Source organism: Erythrobacter donghaensis, assembly GCF_002155425.1.
In the GTDB taxonomy this organism is placed as follows: Bacteria; Pseudomonadota; Alphaproteobacteria; order Sphingomonadales; family Sphingomonadaceae; genus Erythrobacter; species Erythrobacter donghaensis.
Map to the genome: position 1 here is coordinate 541,381 of NZ_MUYG01000010.1, position 16,297 is coordinate 557,677.

Annotated in this window: 16 protein-coding genes; 9 read left to right on the plus strand and 7 right to left on the minus strand. The window is 64.8% G+C overall.

What is annotated here, in order from left to right; genetic code table 11:
- Positions 1-210 precede the first annotated feature (210 nt).
- Together BZF59_RS11095 and BZF59_RS11100 are read left to right on the plus strand one after the other, a co-directional pair.
- Positions 211-1,413 carry a type III PLP-dependent enzyme domain-containing protein gene (locus tag BZF59_RS11095; RefSeq protein WP_086608295.1) on the plus strand — a complete coding sequence of 401 codons (1,203 nt, stop codon included), beginning with the start codon at positions 211-213 and terminating at the stop codon, positions 1,411-1,413.
- Positions 1,414-1,424: 11 nt separating this feature from the next.
- On the plus strand, positions 1,425-2,420 hold the full coding sequence (locus BZF59_RS11100; RefSeq protein WP_086608437.1) for an alpha/beta hydrolase family protein: 996 nt from the start codon (positions 1,425-1,427) through the stop codon (positions 2,418-2,420).
- Here BZF59_RS11100 and BZF59_RS11105 read toward each other — a convergent pair whose 3' ends face one another.
- From BZF59_RS11105 to murI, 4 genes are all read right to left on the minus strand, one after another.
- Entirely contained in the window at positions 2,421-3,113 is a 693-nt protein-coding gene (locus BZF59_RS11105; protein ID WP_086608296.1) for a nitroreductase, read from the minus strand.
- Positions 3,114-3,183: 70 nt separating this feature from the next.
- Positions 3,184-4,149 carry a hypothetical protein gene (locus tag BZF59_RS11110; protein WP_158094301.1) on the minus strand — a complete coding sequence of 322 codons (966 nt, stop codon included), beginning with the start codon at positions 4,147-4,149 and terminating at the stop codon, positions 3,184-3,186.
- A 180-nt stretch (positions 4,150-4,329) separates the two neighbouring features.
- Positions 4,330-5,550, minus strand: coding sequence for a 5-aminolevulinate synthase (hemA, locus tag BZF59_RS11120; protein WP_086608438.1), 1,221 nt, complete (start codon positions 5,548-5,550; stop codon positions 4,330-4,332).
- Positions 5,551-5,726: 176 nt separating this feature from the next.
- On the minus strand, positions 5,727-6,521 hold the full coding sequence (gene murI / locus BZF59_RS11125) for a glutamate racemase (protein WP_086608298.1): 795 nt from the start codon (positions 6,519-6,521) through the stop codon (positions 5,727-5,729).
- Between the two features lie 114 nt (positions 6,522-6,635).
- On the opposite strand from murI, the gene plsY reads away from it, so the two are divergent.
- Positions 6,636-7,235: a glycerol-3-phosphate 1-O-acyltransferase PlsY gene (gene plsY / locus BZF59_RS11130; protein ID WP_086608299.1), complete on the plus strand. Its 600-nt coding sequence runs from the start codon at positions 6,636-6,638 to the stop codon at positions 7,233-7,235.
- A gap of 16 nt (positions 7,236-7,251) precedes the next feature.
- Positions 7,252-8,385: a DNA-processing protein DprA gene (gene dprA, locus BZF59_RS11135; protein WP_086608300.1), complete on the plus strand. Its 1,134-nt coding sequence runs from the start codon at positions 7,252-7,254 to the stop codon at positions 8,383-8,385.
- A gap of 44 nt (positions 8,386-8,429) precedes the next feature.
- Here dprA and BZF59_RS11140 read toward each other — a convergent pair whose 3' ends face one another.
- On the minus strand, positions 8,430-8,999 hold the full coding sequence (locus BZF59_RS11140) for a superoxide dismutase family protein (protein WP_086608301.1): 570 nt from the start codon (positions 8,997-8,999) through the stop codon (positions 8,430-8,432).
- A 178-nt stretch (positions 9,000-9,177) separates the two neighbouring features.
- Here BZF59_RS11140 and topA point away from each other — a divergent pair, with 178 nt between their 5' ends.
- From topA to BZF59_RS11165, 5 genes are all read left to right on the plus strand, one after another.
- On the plus strand, positions 9,178-11,763 hold the full coding sequence (gene topA / locus BZF59_RS11145; RefSeq protein ID WP_086608302.1) for a type I DNA topoisomerase: 2,586 nt from the start codon (positions 9,178-9,180) through the stop codon (positions 11,761-11,763).
- 115 nt (positions 11,764-11,878) lie between these two features.
- Entirely contained in the window at positions 11,879-12,178 is a 300-nt protein-coding gene (locus BZF59_RS11150; protein ID WP_245806120.1) for a hypothetical protein, read from the plus strand.
- 2 nt (positions 12,179-12,180) lie between these two features.
- Complete coding sequence (locus tag BZF59_RS16495; RefSeq protein WP_281251657.1) at positions 12,181-12,831, plus strand: response regulator; 651 nt, start codon at positions 12,181-12,183, stop codon at positions 12,829-12,831.
- 67 nt (positions 12,832-12,898) lie between these two features.
- Positions 12,899-13,576 (plus strand): lysoplasmalogenase family protein, encoded by a 678-nt coding sequence (locus tag BZF59_RS11160; RefSeq protein WP_086608303.1) that lies wholly within the window; start codon positions 12,899-12,901, stop codon positions 13,574-13,576.
- A 206-nt stretch (positions 13,577-13,782) separates the two neighbouring features.
- Positions 13,783-14,796 carry a sensor histidine kinase gene (locus tag BZF59_RS11165; protein WP_086608304.1) on the plus strand — a complete coding sequence of 338 codons (1,014 nt, stop codon included), beginning with the start codon at positions 13,783-13,785 and terminating at the stop codon, positions 14,794-14,796.
- Here BZF59_RS11165 and BZF59_RS11170 read toward each other — a convergent pair whose 3' ends face one another.
- Positions 14,797-15,198 carry a response regulator gene (locus BZF59_RS11170; RefSeq protein WP_086608305.1) on the minus strand — a complete coding sequence of 134 codons (402 nt, stop codon included), beginning with the start codon at positions 15,196-15,198 and terminating at the stop codon, positions 14,797-14,799. It abuts the gene before it with no gap.
- A gap of 122 nt (positions 15,199-15,320) precedes the next feature.
- A complete protein-coding gene (locus BZF59_RS11175; protein WP_086608306.1) occupies positions 15,321-16,262 on the minus strand; it encodes a DMP19 family protein in 942 nt (313 codons plus the stop codon).
- Positions 16,263-16,297 lie beyond the last annotated feature (35 nt).

A 16,297-nucleotide genomic window follows, 5' to 3' on the forward strand; every position in this document is an offset into this window, starting at 1 on the left:
GCGCAAATCCGTCACATTCCGGTCGTGATCGGCTGCGTGTCTCCGAAAAGTAACAATCCGTCCGGTGTGGGGGTTTTCAGCCCCACTTTTTGATTGCATTTGCGCGCCCAGGCCCTATCTGCGCCTCTCCGCTGCCCCAAGGGGACTTCCAAACCGCAAGGCAGCTTGTCGTTTTATGGTTCGCAAGAGCCGTTTTGGGGGTCCCTTGAGTTGCACATCTATCCCGACGCATTGGCTGTAGTCCGCGACCTTCGTCCGGACGAACCCGTAATCCTCAACCGCCCGCACGCCGCGCGGCGCGCCGCCCGTTTCTTCGTTGAGAAGTTTCCGGGCAAGGTGCTCTATGCGGTCAAGGCGAACCCCGCACCCGATCTGATCGAGGTGCTGTGGAGCGCGGGCGTCACCCATTACGATGTCGCCTCGATCACCGAGGTGCGGCTGGTGCGCGGCATCCTGCCGCAGGCGGTGCTGTGCTTCATGCACCCGGTTAAGACCCCGGCGGCGATCCGTGAGGCCTATTTCGATCACGGCGTGCGCACCTTCAGCCTCGATTCGGTCGAGGAGCTGGAGAAGATCATCGACGCCTGCCGTTCCGATGACGGCGAAGCGCCGCGCGACCTGCGCCTGTGCGTGCGCCTGCGCGTGTCCTCGGAATATTCCGAGCTGAGCCTCGCCAGCAAGTTCGGCTGCGACCTGATCGAAGCGCCTGCGCTGCTGCAGGAAGCCCGCCAGCATTGCGACTGGCTGGGCGTGTGCTTCCACGTCGGCAGCCAGGCGATGACGCCGTTTGCCTTCGTCCAGGCCCTCGATCGCACCCGTGCGGCGATTGCCGAAGCCTCGGTCGTGATCGATATGATCGACGTAGGCGGGGGCTTTCCGAGCGCCTATCCGGGCCTCGAGCCGCCGCCGATGGAAGATTACTTCGCGATCATCGCCAAGCACTTCGAAAGCCTGCCGATCGCCTACAACGCCGAGCTGTGGTGCGAACCCGGCCGCGCGCTGTCGGCCGAGTATTCCTCGATGATCGTGCAGGTGAACAAGCGCCGCGGCGAGGAGCTCTACATCAACGATGGCGCCTATGGCGCGCTCTACGATGCCGCCCACGTCGCGTGGCGCTTCCCCGTGCGCGCGCTCGAGGATGACCTGATCGAGGAAGACGAGGACTTCGCCTTCTACGGTCCGACCTGCGACGATGCCGATTACATGAAGGGCCCGTTCCGTCTCCCCGCCGACATTCAGGCGGGCGACTATATCGAGATCGGGATGCTCGGCGCTTACGGCGCGGCGATGAAGACCGGCTTCAACGGCTATGGCAATGCCGAGGCGGTGATCGTCGCGGACGAGCCGATGATGAGCCTGTTCAACGGCACCCGCGTGCGCGAGGCGACGGATAACGTGGTGAGCTTGCGGTGAAGCGAGCGGGCGTGATCGGCGGCTTTCTTGCGCTCACGCTCAGCCTCGCGATTGCTGCTCCGGCCAGCGCCGATCAGGTTCTGCACGAAGATCAGAGCGTCTTGTCAGTGGACGAGCGCCCGATCCGCTTTTACGTCGACAGACCCCAGCTTGAGCAGAAATTGCCTATCCTGCTGGTGGTTGATGGTTCGGGTTGTATTGGCCAATTGCGGCAGAGTTCATGGGGTAATTTCGCTCCTGGACCGGCAGACGCGGTACCCTACGCGCGGCTGATGGTCGAAAAGCCCGGTGTGGAGCCGACGGCGAGCGATATGGATGGCGATTGCTCCGAGCAGTTCTTGCGCAATTATTCGATCGAAAAGCGGGTGTTCGATCATCTTCGCGTGTTGCAGCATCTCGCCGCGAATGCCGACTGGTGGAACGGCGAGATCTACTTGTGGGGCTGGTCCGACGGCGGCGACATCGGCGCGCAGCTGGTGATCTACCGGCCCGACATCAAGCGTGCGGTGCTTGGTGCGATGGGCGGCGGCCTGACGATGGCAGAGCATTTCGAGGATTTCTGGGCTTGCCCCCCCGACACGACCCCGGACCGGGAAACCTGCCTTGCCGATCTGCGCGAGAACTTCCGCCGGATGGAAGACAATCCCACTTGGCGCGAGACGTGGTCGGGCAAGGACAATTCGTGGAGGGTATGGGCAACGCGCCTGCGTAGCCGGCTGTCCGCCCCGCCCGCTGACAACCGTGTCCCGATCCTGATCCTGCATGGGGAACTGGACCGGGACAATACCCCGGTCGAGAGCGCCCGCAAACTTGTCGCGCATTTGCAGGAGACCGGAAATCCGGCTTTCACCTACTGGGAGATCGCCGGCATGGAGCATGGCTGGAATGATTTGCCGAAGGCCCGCCAGCAGGCGATTGTGTCCGCCATGTCCGACTGGCTTCTGACAGGCGCGGTTGATCCGAGAAAGCGAAGCCTTGCGGTCGATGGGGTTGCTGGCGATCGCTGATCAGTCAAACCCCACGAACCGCGCTGCCTCGCTCACCTCGCGCCGGGTGATCTTGACCGGGTTCGCCGGAAAGTCCGGGTCGGGCCAGCCGAGCGCGACCGCCTTCATGATCACCTGATCGTCGGGGATGCCGGCGTGTTCGCGCACCACCGGGGACTGCATGATCCCTTGCGAGTTGATCACACAGCCCAGACCCTTGCTCCACGCCGCGTTGACCAGCGCCGTCGTCACCGCGCCGCAATCGAACACGGTGTCGTCGGCGTCGGCGAGTTCCTTGTCGTAGGTGACGATCACGCACACCGGCGCGTCGAACTGGCGGAAGCCGCGCAGCACCCAGTCGGTCCGCGCGTCCTTGTCATCACGCGCGATGCCCATCGCTTCGAACAGCTGCACCGCGCAGCCCACCTGCCGGTCGCGGTGGACGCCCTGGAAGGGGTGGCCCTTGCGGAATTCGCGGCTGTCGGGCTCGCCTGCCAGAATGCGCTCGGTGTTGCCCTTGCGGATGCGGTCGAGCGGTTCGCCGGTAATGACGTGGAAATGATAGGGCTGGGTGTTCATCGACGAGGGCGAGCGCATTGCCATCGTCAGCACCTCCTCGATCAGCGCGCGCGGGACGGGCTTGTCGAGGTATCCCCGGATGCTGCGCCGCCCGAGGACCACCTCGGCGTAAGTCTGGTCAGGCGTGCCGCCCATTTTAAGTCTCTCCCTTGCAACTGACCGCAAGCGGCTAGCGCAAGGGAGAGGGTCTGTGAAGCGGGTGCGGTCAGGTGGAGGGGCGCAAAATGAACAGTCCGCCCAGCCGCAGGTCGCTGTTGTCTGCGCGGCGGGTCTGGATGCTCACCGACACCGCAGACGTGCGCCCCTGCGGCCCGAAGAAGCCGCCGCCAAAGGTGCCCGAGACGACATTGGTGGAGTTTACCAGAATGTCGGTAAAGCTCGGCGTCGTCCCGTCCAGCGTCGCCGTTCCGGTGAAGACGCCGAGATCGGTGACGGTGGTCGAAGTGCCCGAAGAGCTGATCTCGCGCCCCTTGAGGTCGAGCGAGAAGTTGACCTGCCCATTGGCGGGGTTCGCCGTCATGGTGATGACCGAGCTGGAGACGACATAATTGGTCGAGGCGCCCGACCCGAAATCAAGCGTGACCGTGGCCGTGCCGAAGTAGGCAAGGCCGCCATAGGTGACGGTCGCAGGCGGACGGTCGGTGACAATGGTAGGCACACCGAAGGCGCACAGTAGGTTGGTCGATCCGACAAATGGCTGCGCGATGATCTGCGCTACCCGCACATATTCGAGCTCATTGCCACCCTGATTGAGGGTGATGATCGAAAGCCGCTCGGTAAAGCCGCTTGGAAGCACCTTCACATAGGCTTCGCCTGTGCGCGTGGTGTCGCGATCAGCCTGTGTGAAGGTGCTTGTGAAGGTGCCCACGATGTTACCGTTGCTCGAAATCTCGTAGGCTGGCTGGCTGCGATCCGAAACGATGCGCAAGCCTTGCCCAAGCGGCATACCACCGATGGCCCGCGGGGGCGGGCTTTCGGTAGCAGTGCCGCCGCAGGTCGTGGCGAAGGTCTGCGTGCCGGTCAGCTGGCTGAAGGTCTGATAGGTCGGCGTGGGCGAGGGGCTCGGGCTGGGCGAAGGGGTCGGGGTGCCGCCTCCACCACCGCCTCCACCACCACCGCCGGTCGGAGGCGGGGAGCCACCGCTGTCGCCGCCGCCGCAGGATGCCAGCATGGCGCAGCCGATGATGAACGCGAGATTTCGTGAAGCAAGCATGGTCCGACCCTCTTCCGGGGCCTAACCATTTTGCCCCCTTTGCGGAGGGTTAATCACGCAAAGTCGCTGTGAAAAGCCTCAAAATATGCCGAGGCAAAAATTGTACAAAAGCGACATCGGATGCCGCACTTGCCGCGCTCAGGCCGCCTGGGCGAGTCCCAGTTCGAGCCGGTCCCAGATCTCGACCAGCGCGTCGGTCAGTTCGTCCATCATCGCATCGGTGTGGTGCGGACCGGGCGTGAAGCGCAGCCGCTCGGTGCCGCGCGGCACGGTGGGGAAGTTGATCGGCTGCACATAGACACCGTATTCGGCGAGCAGGATGTCGCTGATCTTCTTGGCGCGCACCGGGTCACCCACCATCAGCGGGACGATATGGGTGACCGAATCCATCACCGGCAGTCCGGCTTCGGCGAACTTCAGCTTGAGCATCGCGGCGGCGCGCTGCTGGGCGTTGCGCTCGACCGCGCTCTCCTTGAGGTGCCGCACCGAGGCGAGCACGCCCGCGACCAGCACCGGCGAGAGCGAGGTCGTGAAGATGAAGCCCGGCGCATAGGAGCGGATGCAGTCCACCACCTTCGACGATGCCGCGATATAGCCGCCCATCACGCCAAAGGCCTTGCCCAGCGTGCCTTCGATAATGTCGATCCGGTGCGCCGCGCCGTCGCGTTCGCTGATGCCGCCACCGCGCGCGCCATACATGCCAACCGCGTGAACCTCGTCGATATAGGTCAGCGCGTTGTACTTTTCGGCGAGGTCGCAGATCGCGTGGATCGGGGCGACGTCGCCATCCATCGAATAGACGCTTTCGAAGGCGATCAGCTTGGGCGTGTCGATATCGACGCTGGCGAGCAGCTCTTCGAGATGGCCCACGTCATTGTGGCGGAACACCATCTTCTCGCAGCCCGAATTGCGGATGCCGGCGATCATGCTGGCGTGGTTCAATTCGTCGGAAAAGATCACGCAGCCCGGCAGCAGCTTGGCGAGGGTGGAGAGCGTCGCGTCGTTCGACACGTAGCCGCTGGTGAACAGCAGCGCTGCATCCTTGCCGTGGAGATCGGCGAGCTCGGCTTCCAGTTCGATATGGAAATGCGTGTTGCCGCCGATATTGCGCGTGCCGCCGGAGCCTGCGCCGACATCGTGCAGCGCGTCTTCCATCGCGCCGATCACCTTTTCGTGCTGGCCCATGCACAAATAGTCGTTGGAGCACCACACGGTGATCGGCTTGGGGCCGTTGTGCCCGTGGAAACAGCGCGCGTTGGGATAGGCGCCCTTGTTGCGCATGATGTCGATAAAGACGCGGTAACGGCCTTCTTCGTGCAGCCGGTCGATCGCGGAATCGAAAATCTGGTCGTAGTTCACTCGCGTCTCGCTGCTTTCGCGGTCCGCCAACGGGGCGGCGCGCGGCTCCTGCTCTTGCTGTTCTGTCCCGCCTTAACGAGCGAGCGGGCGGTTGGTTTCGCGCGAATATCTAGGGGGCAGGTGCAGATTTTGCCACAGCGATCTTTGCGAGCGGCTCGCAAGGGCGTGGGCGCGGGTCAGAAGGCCTCGGCAGGCCCGAAACCGCGGGCGGCGAGGGCGCTTTCCAGCCCCTTGGCACCGTCAAGCGGCCCGGTGACGACGAACCGGTTGGGGCCGCTTTGCGCGAAGCTTTGCTCCTCCAGCAGATGCGCGATCCGCCGAGCGATGCCCGCTGCGCCGTCGACCTGCGCGACATCGGGGCCGAAAGCCTGGCTGAGTTCCTCGGCCAGCAGCGGGAAGTGCGTGCAGGCCAGCACCAGCGTGTCGATCTCCGCGCCGCCGGGAATGGCGGCAAGGCGCGCGGCGATCTCGGCGATGGGTGCAGGGTCGACTGTGGTCCCGCGCAGCTTGGCCTCGGCCGCGGCGACGAGGCCGGGGGCGGCGATCCGCAGCAGGCGCTTGTCGGAAGCGAAGCGCGCCTCGAGATCGTCGACATAGGCCTGCCGGATGGTCGCCTCGGTGCCGACGAGGCCGATGGTGCCTGTGCGGGTAAGCGCGGCGGCGGGCTTGATCGCCGGGACGGTGCCGACCACCGGCACGGCAAGCACGTCGCGCACCATCCCGAGCGCAATCGTGCTCGCTGTGTTGCAGGCGATGCAGACAAGGCGCGGCTGATAACGCTCGGTCATCCGCCCCAGCAGCCCGGCGACGCGCGCGGCAATCTGCGCCTCGGTCTTGGTGCCATAGGGCAGGCCTGCGAGGTCGGCGGCGTAGATCACCGGCGCTTTCGGAAGCAGCTTGCGCAGCGCGTCGTACACCGTCAGCCCGCCGACGCCGGAATCGAACAGCAGAATGGGCGAGGACGGGTTCACGAATATCTCTTTACCGTTCACCCTGAACTTGTCGAAGGGTTGTCTTTCCTTTGGCTTTTCGCGCGCTAGAAGAAGTGCGGGGCTTCGACAAGCTCGGCCTGAACGGAGGATGATTTGGATTCGGTTTTTGCCGCGCTGCTGGGTTTTGTACTGGGCTCGATCCCCTTCGGCCTCATCCTCACCCGCGCGGCGGGGCTGGGCGACGTGCGCAAGATCGGCAGCGGGAGCATCGGCGCGACCAATGTGCTGCGCACCGGGAACAAGGGGCTGGCGGCGGCGACCGTACTGCTCGATGCGTTGAAGGCCGCAGTGCCGGTGCTGGTGGCGGGGGCGGTGTGGCCCCATCCTGACGGCCTGACGGAAGGCATCGCGGCGGTCGCGGCGGTGGCGGGGCATTGCTTCACGCCATGGCTCGCTTTCAAGGGCGGCAAGGGCTTTGCCAGCGCCGCCGGGGCGCTTGCGGCATTGGCATGGCCCGCGATGCTGGCCTGCGCCGCGATCTGGGCGGTCACGCTCTATGTCAGCCGCATTTCGAGCGTGTCGTCGCTGGTGACAGTGATCGCAGCGCCAGTGATCGCGTGGCTGCTGGACTATCCGCAGGCGATCCCGCCGCTGATTGCGATTGCCGCGATCGTCATCGTCCAGCACCGTGCCAATATCGGCCGGCTGATGCGAGGGGAGGAGCCCAAGGTCGGCTCCTCGGCCAAGCCGTGACGCGGGGCCGCAACTGATGGAGAGCACGGGGTCGCAGCCAACGCTCTCGCAGGCAGAAGCCTTCGCGCGCATTCGCCTGCTGCGCTCGCCCAATATCGGCCCGGTGAGCTACCGCCAGCTACTCGCCCGCTTCGGCACAGCGGCTGCGGCGCTCGACGCGCTGCCCGATCTCGCCAGTCGGGGGAGGGGACCCTACCGCCCCGCCAACGCCGAGAGCATCGAGCGCGAGGTCGCCGCCGTGCGCCGGGCGGGGGCGCGCTATCTGTTCCACGACCAGAGCGATTACCCCGCGCTGCTGGCCGAACTCGATTCCGCCCCGCCGATCGTGACATGCCGGGGGAGGCTAGCTCTCGCCTCGGAGCCCTGCGTGGCGCTGGTGGGCGCAAGAAATGCGAGCGCCGCTGCCGTCAAACTGGCGCGCGATTTCGCCGCTGCGCTGGCCGAGGCGGGCTTCACCGTCGTTTCGGGACTTGCGCGCGGGATCGACGGCGCGGCGCATGAGGGCGCCTTCCCGCAGACCATCGGGGTGATCGCGAGCGGGATCGACATCGCCTATCCGCCGCAGCACACCGATTTGCAGGAGCGCATCGCCACTGAGGGCCTGCTGATCGCCGAACAGCCGCCCGGCACCGAGCCACGCGGGCGCCATTTCCCCTCGCGCAATCGCATCATCGCAGGCCTCGCCAGCGGCACGCTGGTGGTCGAGGCCGCGCCGCAATCGGGCAGCCTCATCACCGCGCGGCTGGCGGGCGAGGCGGGGCGCGAGGTGATGGCGATCCCCGGCTCCCCGCTCGATGCCCGCAGCCTCGGGTGCAACCACCTCATCCGCGAAGGCGCGGTGCTGGTGCAGACGCCCGACGAAGTGGTGGAACTGCTGCAAAGCTTCACCGGTGCACCGCGCTCGCGCTTTCGCGTCAGCGACGGGGCGGAAGACTTCGACTTCGCCGAACTCGCCAAGCTCGACTGGGGCGAAGCGCGCGCCGATCTCAGCGGCGACATCGCCAGCCTGCTGACCAACGCGCCGATCGCGGTGGACGAGCTCATCCGCCAGTCCGGCGCGAGCCCGGCCGAGGTGCACATGGCGCTGCTGGAAATGGAACTGGCGGGCGAACTGGTGCGCGAGGCCGACGGGACCGTGCGGCGCGCCTAGCGCTCCACGCAAACAAGAGCGCGCGGCGCGCCTGAGCCCGATGCTTAGCCGCCCTTGGGCATGATGACCCCGCAGGCGACCCGTGCGCCTGAAGACGCCATCGCGCGGTAGTCGTCAGCTTCGGCGTGGATCATCACCGCTGAACCGTCCGCGTCGCCCAGCAGGTAGGGGTTCTGATCGGTGGTCTTGCCCGCCAACGTCACGCCGGGGACCGTGAAGCTCGCCTCGCCCGTGCCATCAGCGCCGATGCTGATGTTGGGAAGATCGCCGGTGTGATAGCCGCCCTCGGTATCGAAGCCGTGCTCCTTGCCCTGCGGATTGAAGTGGCTGCCTGCGGCGGTGAAATCGGGGGTGCAGGCGCCGGTCTCGTGAATGTGGAAGCCGTGCATCCCCTCGGTGAGGTTCTTGAGACTGGCGGTAACGATCACGCCGTTTGCGGCGGGCGTGAAGATGACGGTGCCCGCATCGGTGCCATCGGCGGTCTTCACGTTGGCCACCACTGAGGCGGTGTCGGCCATTTCGGCCTCGTGCGCCGTGGCGGCCAGCGGCACGCCGGCCAGCGCGGCCAATCCGGCAAGGTCGAGGCGGGGCGAGAAGGGGTGGCTCTGGCTCATGACGGGAAGCTCCTTTGTGTGACCAACGATAAGGCATCTCGCAGCGCAGGTGTTCCCTTCCGCGGGCCGGAGCGCCATATGCACGCGGCGGGCGGAGCGCGACTTCCTGCTTGACGCATTGCCGCGGGCCGCTTCACCCTCGCGCACACGTACACGTAAGGGATACCTCTCTCAGCCCATGCAACTTGTCATCGTCGAATCCCCCGCCAAGGCGAAAACCATCGAGAAATATCTCGGCAAGGACTTCAAGGTTCTCGCATCCTACGGCCATGTCCGCGATCTGCCGCCCAAGGATGGGAGCGTGAAGCCGGACGAGGACTTTGCGATGGAGTGGCAGCTCTACAGCGACAAGCAGAGCCGCTTCAAGGAAATCGCCGATGCGGCCAAGGGCGCGAGCCGCCTCGTGCTTGCGACCGACCCCGACCGCGAGGGCGAGGCGATCAGCTGGCACGTTCAGGAACTGCTGAAGAAGCGCAAGAGCCTGCCCGCCAAGGTCGACCGCGTCACCTTCAACGCGATTACAAAGCAGGCCGTGACCGAGGCGATGACCCGCCCGCGCGAGCTCGATCAGCCGCTGATCGACGCCTATTTGGCGCGCCGCGCGCTCGATTATCTGTTCGGCTTCACGCTTTCGCCGGTGCTGTGGCGCAAGCTCCCCGGGGCCAAGAGCGCGGGCCGCGTGCAATCGGTCGCGCTGCGCCTGATCGTCGAGCGCGAGCGCGAGATCGAGGCTTTCCGTGCGGAGGAATACTGGAGCGTCGTCGCGAAGATGCAGCACGATGGCACGGCCTTCGATGCGCGTCTCGTCAGGTTCCGGGGCGAGAAGCTGGAGAAGCTGAGCCTCGGCGCACAGGGCATTGCAATGGAGGCCAAGGCCGCCGTCGAGGCGGGGCGCTTCACCGTCGAAGGCGTCGAGACCAAACCGGTCAAGCGCAACCCCGCGCCGCCCTTCACCACCTCGACGCTCCAGCAGGAGGCCGCGCGCAAGCTCGGCTATTCGGCGCAGCACACGATGCGGCTGGCGCAGTCGCTCTACGAGGCGGGCGCGATCACCTATATGCGGACCGACGGCGTGCAGATGGACATGAGTGCGATTCTTGCCGCGCGCGATGCCATCGCTGCACGCTTCAGCGAAGATTACCGCCCCGAAAAGCCGCGCTTCTACAGCACCAAGGCCAAGAACGCGCAGGAAGCGCACGAAGCGATCCGCCCGACCGATTTCACCCGCGAACGCGCCGGGACGGGCGATGAGGCCAAGCTTTACGACCTTATTTTCAAGCGCGCGATGGCGAGCCAGATGGCGACCGCGCAGCTCGAACGCACCACCGTCACCTTCCGCGATGCGACCGGTCAGCACGAATTGCGCGCAACCGGGCAGGTGGTGCGCTTCCCGGGCTTCCTCGCAGTCTATCAGGAAGGCTTCGACGATGCCGACGATGACGAGAGCGGCCTGCTGCCGGTGATGAAGGCGGGCGATTGCCCGGCCAAGCTCGGCGTCGATGCCACGCAGCACTTCACCCAGCCGCCGCCGCGCTTTTCGGAAGCGTCGCTCGTCAAGCGGCTGGAAGAGCTCGGCATCGGGCGGCCTTCGACCTATGCCTCGACCATCCAGACCCTGCGCGATCGCAATTACGTGCGGATGGAGAAGAACCGCTTCTTCGCCGAGGAGAGCGGGCGGCTGCTGACCGCGTTCCTCGAACGCTTCTTCCCCACCTATGTCGCATATGATTTCACCGCCGGGATGGAGGACGAGCTCGACGTCGTCTCCGACGGGCGCGAGGAATACAAGGTGCTGCTCGAACGCTTCTGGCGCGACTTCAAGCCCAAGGCCGACGAGGTGATGGACAAGCTGCCCTCGGAAGTGACCGAGGCGCTGGACGAATATCTCTCCGACTTCCTCTTCCCGCCCCGCGAAGACGGCAGCGACCCGCGCGCCTGCCCGCTCTGCGCGAGCGAGGGCCGCTCGGGAGGGCGCCTCAGCTTGCGTGGCGGCAAGTTCGGTGCCTTTGTCGCCTGCGCCAATTACCCCGAGTGCAAGTTCACCCGCCGCTTTGCCCAGCCGGGCGCGGATGGCGAGGACGGGGCCGATGACGGCGTGATCGCCCAGCACCCCGAAACCGGCGAGGACATCCACCGCAAGACCGGCCGTTTCGGGCCCTATGTCCAGATGGGCGAGGGCAAGGAAGCCAAGCGCGCGAGCATCCCCAAGGATCTCGACGATTTCGATCTGGATTGGGCGGTGAAGCTGCTCGATCTGCCGCGCATCATCGGCGCGCATCCCGATACGGGGCTGGAGATCGAAGCCAATATCGGGCGTTACGGGCCATATCTCAGGCATGACGGTAAATACGGCAAGCTGTCGAACACGCGAGAGGTGTTTGAGGTCGGCATGAACCGGGCCGTCGCCATTCTGGCCGAGGCCGCCAACCGGGGCGGGGCGGTGCGCGGCAAGTCCGAGCCGATCGCATCGCTGGGTGCGCACCCGGTCAGCGGCGGCGAGATCAAGGTCATGCCGGGCCGCTTCGGGCCCTATGTCACCGACGGCACCACCAACGCGACGATCCCGCGCGACACCAAGCCCGAGGACGTGACCCTCGACGCCGCGATCGCGCTGATCGACGCGCGCATCGCCAAGGGCCCGGCCAAGGGGAAGGCGAAGAAGAAGGCTGCCCCCAAGAAAGCTGCGCCCAAGAAAGCCGCGGCCAAGAAGCCGGCAGCGAAAAAGGCTGCGGCGAAAAAGAAGGCTCCGGCGGGATCGGCCTGACCTTGCGACAAGACGAAGCCCCGGAGCGGTGCAAATGCCGCTCCGGTGCCTCGTTTGTTTGCAAATAATAAAGCATTTGGACTCTACCACGGTGGCCGGAAAAAGGGTTCCCGCCGTGATCGAAATTGAAGTCCAGAACGAGACTCACCAGACCCAGAGCCGGATCCGCTTTGCCGCTGTCCCGCGCATTGGCGAAGGACTGCGGCTGCGCGAACCGGACGGGATGTGGGCGAGCTACGATGTGCTCGACGTGTGGTACCAGAAGGCCGAATTCGGCGATGTCTGGATGCCCTATCTCCACGTCCGCGTGACGCCCGGCGAGATGGTCGGCACGCTGGAGGCCGATCCCTATTCGGACGATTTTGCCGCGCAGTCCTACGAAACCGGACGGGCCGCGATGGGTGGGGGGCGCTAGCAGTGCAGAATCTGATCAAGCGCCATTCCGGCCCCGGCCGCCGCCCCGCGATGGAAGGCAAGACGCTGGCCGAAAAGCTCGCGCAGAATGAGAAGGCGCTGGAAGCCGGGCTCGCCGCTGCCGAGGAAGATGCCGCGCGCGCCCAAGCGGCTGCCAGCGTCGAAGCCGCACAGCCCGCCCGGCCTGCCGCCACCGCTACGGACGAAACAGACAACACCGCCGCGATCGTCGCCGCCGCCAAGGCTATGCGCGATCGCTATGCCGGGCAAACCGCCCCGACAGCGACCGCCCGCACCTGTCTGATCGTCGACGACAGCCGCGTGATCCGCAAGGTTTCGAGCAAGATCGCGATCAGCCTCGGCTATGTGCCCGTCGAAGCCGAAAACGGCGAAGAAGCGCTCGCCCGGTGCAAGAAATCGATGCCCGATCTGGTGCTGACCGACTGGAACATGCCCGAAATGGACGGCATCGAGTTTGTCACCAAACTGCGCAGCATCCCCACGCCCAAGGAGCCGGTGGTGGTGTTCTGCACCTCGAACGGCGAGGCCAAGGACATCCATGACGGCATCGCCGCAGGGGCCGACGACTACATCGTCAAGCCCTTCGACGAGACCGCCTTGCGGACGAAGCTGGAGAAGCTGGGACGGGGCTAAGAGCCTGATCCTTGCCACAATTCCCGTCAAGGTCTAGCTCATCCCAGACGTCAGCGTCGGGGGCGACATGGATCAGAATCTGGCAGCACGCAATCTCTGGCTCCTCGGTCTTGTGCTGGGCACAGGCTATTGGTTCGGCGCGGCCGCAAGGTCGGGGCTCGGCTTCACGTTTCTTGCTGATCTGCCGGGAGCGCTAGTCGTCAGCTGGAAGTGCGCGGCGACCGGCGCGCTGGTGTTGAGCACCTTTCTCGCCACCCGCGGGACCAGGCTGCAGCGCCTCGCGGTGACCTTCGCCTTGATCTGGTTCGCTGATCTGATGCTCGCATTGGGACAGGCGATAGCCTCGGGCGTGGTGTTTACCGCCGCGCATGTGGTCGCGGCGAGCACCTTTGCGAAGCTCGATTTGCGCCAGCATGCCAAGGGCCCCGCACTGGCGCTAGCAGCGCTGGTGCTCTGCCTCGCGCTGGCGAGCCTGGTAACGGTGTTGCAGCTTGGCGGATCGCCGCTGTTTGCGATCTTCCCGCTGTTCTCGGCGATCGCCACCGCGCTTGCGGCGCGCAGCACCCTGCCGCTGGCGTTGGTGGCGCTGGGTTACGGCATATTCTTCCTGTCCGACGCGGTTGTGGTGGTGGACATGACCGCGTCGACGGGTCCGAGGTCGTGGGGCTGGCTCTCCTGGCTGACCTATTTTGGCGGCCTTGCGCTGTTGGCGCGCGGGCTGGCCGTGGGGGCGGAGCGAGGATAGCGGGCGCGGGATTTCGGGCAGGCGCGGACGATCACTTCGTCAAGTCGTCCAGGCCGCCTTGCGGACGAAGCTGGAGAAGCTGGGACGGGGCTAAGCCCGCCCAAAAACAACATTTGTTGGACAAGCGGAGCCTAGACAAGGCCTTGCGCTTTTGCGAACGGAGTCGGTCCGCAGGGCCGAGCCTTGCAACCTTTCCGGATCCCGCAATGCCGACGACCTTCGATCAGACTCAATCGCCCAAGATCGGGCAGATTACCTTTCGCCAGCTGGCGGATGCCATGCCGCAGATGGTCTGGTCGACCCTGCCGGACGGCTCGCACGATTATTACAATGCGCGCTGGTACGAATTCACCGGCGCGCCGCCCGGATCGACCGATGGCGAGGGCTGGAACGACATGTTTTACCCCGAGGATCAGGAACGCGCCTGGGGCATTTGGCGGCACAGTCTCGAGACGGGTGAGCCTTACGAGATCGAATATCGCCTGCGTCACCACAGCGGCGAATATCGCTGGACGCTGGGCCGCGCGCTGCCGGTGCGTGATGACGACGGAGAAATCATTCGCTGGGTCGGCACCTGCACCGACATCCACGAACAGAAGGAAATCGCGTCGATGAACGCGGTGCTGAGCCGCGAGCTCAGCCACCGCATCAAGAACATCTTCGCAGTGATCGGCGGGATCATCGGCATCTCGGCGCGGCAGTTCCCCGAGATGAAGGATCTCGCCAACCAGTTGCAGGCGCGGGTCGCCTCGCTGGGGCGCGCGCATGACTATGCCCGGCCGCACAGCGAGGAGAGCGCACCGCACCTCGGCTCTCCGACGCTGAAGGAAATGCTGCGGCAGCTGCTGCAACCCTATCCCGCGCTCGACGAAGGCCGGCTCACCATCGAAGGTGACGATCTGGCGGTCGACGATCGCGGCGCCACTCCGATCGGTCTGGCGTTCCACGAGTTTGCGACCAATTCGATGAAGTATGGCGCGCTGTCCGCTCCCGAAGGCCGTGTGGCGATTGTCATTGTGGTGAAGGACGGTGAGGTGACGATCACCTGGACCGAATCGAATGGTCCCCCGGTGGTCGCGCCGAGCGAAAGCGGGTTCGGCACGCAGCTGACCGAGATCGCGATCGACGGTCAATTGGGCGGCACGATCACGCGCGACTGGGCGTCTGATGGCCTGCGTGTCGAGGTAAAGGTGCTCGCGGAGCGGCTGAGCCGCCACTGATCAGTTGAAGCAGCTGAGCCCTTCGGGCGGATCGATGCTGTAACCGCGCCGACGCTCCAACGCGTAGCTGACCGCTGCAAGCAGGCTGTTGGGATCGGCGGGCTTGCTGATCACGCCAACGGTTCCGGCAATGCCCGCGCCAAGCAGGAGCGGGTTGGCGGTGACGAACAGCACCGTTATGCCGAATTCATTCGCCAGTCGCTCACCGATCTGCGGCCCGGTCAGTCCGTCGCGCAGGTGAAGATCGACCAGCGCCAGCGCCACGCCATCCGCCGCCTTGGCAAGCGCACCGTCGCTGTCGGCAGCGACACCGGCGACCGCGTAGCCGTTCTTTTCGAGAATGTTCTGCATCTCGAAGGCGATGAAAAATTCATCTTCGACTATGAGGATGGGCTCGGACATACCGGGACAAGGGGCACAACCGGGATCTTGTTCCCTTGGGGTGTAAAATTTTTTCTGCCACCGGGAACGATATCCGAAGCATCACGTTTCGCGGCGGGTTCGGGATAAGCCTCTCGCGCCCTTCAAAGATCAACCGGGACAGCGTTTTCGACTTCGGCCTTGAAGCGATCGATGACCGACTGCGGCACCTTGATGGGGCCCACATCCTTATCGTAACTGCGCGTCAGACCGGCAAAGCCGCTGAAAACATCGATGACGAGATAGGTGTCGTCAGCCTTCTCGTCGTCGACCGGCCAAGCAAGACCTTTGTTGGGTATCAACTCGTAAAACGGGTGAACCTCAGTCGGGCCGTCCCGCAATTCGAGCATGCTGAGGATCCCGTTCCCCACGTCGAGAAGTTCCTGATCGAAGAAGTAGCGCCGGTTGCGTTCTCTGGCCCGATCGATCCTTTCCTGCCGCCGGGTGGCCTGCAGGATTTCGAGCCGTGCTTTACGCAAAGGAGCAGCCTGCGTGTCGTGCTCGATAGCCTCTTTCACCTGTTCGATGGAGCAGGGTCTGACGTTTGCAAGACTTCTGAGCCATGCCACGCGCGTTGTCAGGACATGCTGCTCGTCGACGGCATAATATGCGGAGTCGAATTGCGCGAAATTCTGCTCGAATGCAGCATCGCTGCGAAGCTCGTCATATCTTGCATTGACCTGTTCAGGATCAATGCCGAGACCCGCGAACGTCTCGACGAAGCGGCGCCTGATGTCTGCGAACTCGTGCAGTCCCGCTGCAGCGAGGCCACGGGCGCAGGCGTCGTCGTTTGCGGGCATCTTGCGAGCATTGCCGACGTAAAGCAGATGGCCGTTGCGCCTGACCTGAGCATGGTAATAGGTGACTTGGCTGTTCCAGAGGACTTCAGCCGGGAGCTCGATGCTTTTCAGTCCGCCGATTTCGTGCGCAAGTCTGGCAAACTCGGCAAAGGCGTCGATCACCGTCCAAGGGTCGTCGGAGCCGAATTTTTCTTGATCGACGTAGATCGTCGAAAGACGGAAATCCTGATCCTTATCCCATGCCACGTCGTTGTTCCTTTCGGAACAAGCCAATAAGGCCA